1 protein-coding gene and 1 pseudogene are annotated in these 2013 nt (G+C 71.0%); one reads left to right on the top strand and one right to left on the bottom strand.

Annotation, left to right across the window (positions count from 1 at the left end):
* Positions 1-1538 (bottom strand): DNA helicase RecQ (recQ, locus tag BDIM_RS00025; protein WP_040344417.1); only part of this gene is annotated, 1538 nt, incomplete at its 3' end.
* 82 nt (positions 1539-1620) lie between these two features.
* On the opposite strand from recQ, the pseudogene BDIM_RS00020 reads away from it, so the two are divergent.
* Positions 1621-2013, top strand: a pseudogene (locus BDIM_RS00020) (methyltransferase); the annotation flags it as partial.

Below are 2013 nucleotides of genomic sequence, written 5' to 3'. Positions count from 1 at the left end.
TAGACGGCGCGCACGGCCTGCGGGTCGCCCAGGCGGATCAGGGGCTTGCCGTCGTTGGGATCCTCGACCAGCAGGCCCTCGAACATCAGATGGTCGATGACGTCGCGCCAGCCGATCAGCGACAGATCGGCCCCGACGCCCCAGGTCGACAGTCCCGCCTCCCACGGCTGGACGTCCTTGGTCCGGCCGGTCAGGTGGTCGATGACGCGCGTGCGGCCGAAGCGTTCGCCCAGCCGCTGCACCGCCGCCAGGGCCTTCTGCGCCGGAACCAGGGCGTCGAAGGTGGCGGGCGGGTCGCCGCAGACGTCGCAGACGCCGCACGGCTCGGCGTCCTGCTCGCCGAAATAGCGGCGCACCGATTGCGGGCGGCAGGTCGCGCCGTCCAGCATGGCGAACAGTTGGCGAACCTTGCGGGTCTGGACCTGCTTGACCTCCTCGGCCATCGGGCGGCTGTCGAGACGGCGCAGGGACCAGGCGATGTCCGACGGGCCGTAAAGGGTGATCCCTTCGGCAGGTTCGCCGTCGCGCCCGGCGCGGCCGATCTCCTGCCAGTAGGCCTCAAGGCTCCCGGGCGGATCGGCGTGGATGACGAAGCGCACGTCCGGCTTGTCCACCCCCATGCCGAAGGCGATGGTGGCCACCATCACGGTCCCGTCCTCGGCCAGAAAGCGCTCCAGCCGCCGGTCGCGCTCGCGGGCGTCGAACCCGGCGTGATAGGCGATGGCGTTGGTCCCGGCGTCCCTCAGTGCGTCGGCCACCCGCTCGCATCCGTCGCGGCTGCCGCAATAGACCACGCCCGAGCGCCCGCGCCGCTCGCGCACCAGTTCGACCACGCGCGCGTCGGTGCGAGCGCGTGAGCCGTTGACCTTGCGCTCGGCGATCAGTTGCAGGTTCGGTCGGGCGAAGCTGTCGACGAAGACGCGGGCCTCGCCCAGCTTCAGCGAGGCCAGAATGTCGTCGCGCGTACGGGCGTCGGCGGTGGCCGTAACCGCGATGCGGGGCGTGCGCGGGAAGATCTCGGCCAGACGACCCAGCGAGCGATAGTCGGGGCGGAAATCGTGGCCCCACTGACTGACGCAGTGCGCCTCGTCGATGGCGATCAGGCTGATGGGCAGTTCGGCCAGACGCTCCAGCATGGACCCCGACGCCAGCCCTTCGGGCGAAACATACAGCAGGTCCAGCTCGCCCGACCGCGCCGCGCGCCAGACGGCCGAACGCTCGTCCATGGTCAGGCCGGAATCCAGCCGGGCGGCGGCCACGCCCTGTTGCTTCAGCGCCTCGACCTGATCGGTCATCAGGGCGATCAGCGGCGAGACGACCAGCCCCACGCCCTCGCGCAGGATGGCGGGCACCTGATAGCAGACGCTCTTGCCCCCGCCGGTCGGCAGCACGGCCAGCACGTCGCGCCCGGCCAGAACCTCCTCGATCACCGAAGCCTGAAGCCCGCGAAAATCGGCATGGCCCCACACGCGCTCCAGCAGGGTCCGCGCCTCGTCCAGGGTGGGCGAGAAGTCAGCGGGCGGGGGGAAGTCCAACATGGCGGCCGTTGTGCCGTATTCGGCCGGGGGTGTCACCCGCGAACCCTTCACCGTTTGTGGGAGAAAGGACTATAGGCAGCGCATGACCATGCTTCTCTACGGCCGCCCGCCCGCGGTGTTCGATCCGCCCTCGACGGCGACCCAGACCTCGCCGCTGATCCCCGGCTCGACGGCGTTGGAGACGGTTGCGCCCGGATCGGCTGACGGGGTGATGCTGTACGCCCCGCCCGGCGCTGTGGAGCGGCGCTATACGCTGGCGCTGGCGCTGAAGGCGCTGAAGCCCGGCGGTCGGTTGGACGTCATGGCGCCCAAGGACAAGGGCGGCTCGCGGCTGGGCAAGGAGCTGAAGGCCTTCGGCCTTGAGGTCGCCGAGACGGCCAAGGCCCACCATCGCCGCTGCATCGTCGTCTGTCCCGCGGCGGCCGAGGGCCTGGACGCGGCCATCGAGGCGGGCGCGCCGCGCGTGGTTCCGGGG

It is taken from the genome of Brevundimonas diminuta ATCC 11568 (assembly GCF_000204035.1).
Lineage (GTDB): Bacteria > Pseudomonadota > Alphaproteobacteria > Caulobacterales > Caulobacteraceae > Brevundimonas > Brevundimonas diminuta.
Note: the sequence above shows the minus strand (reverse complement) of the source record. Positions and strands in the feature narration are given on the sequence as shown.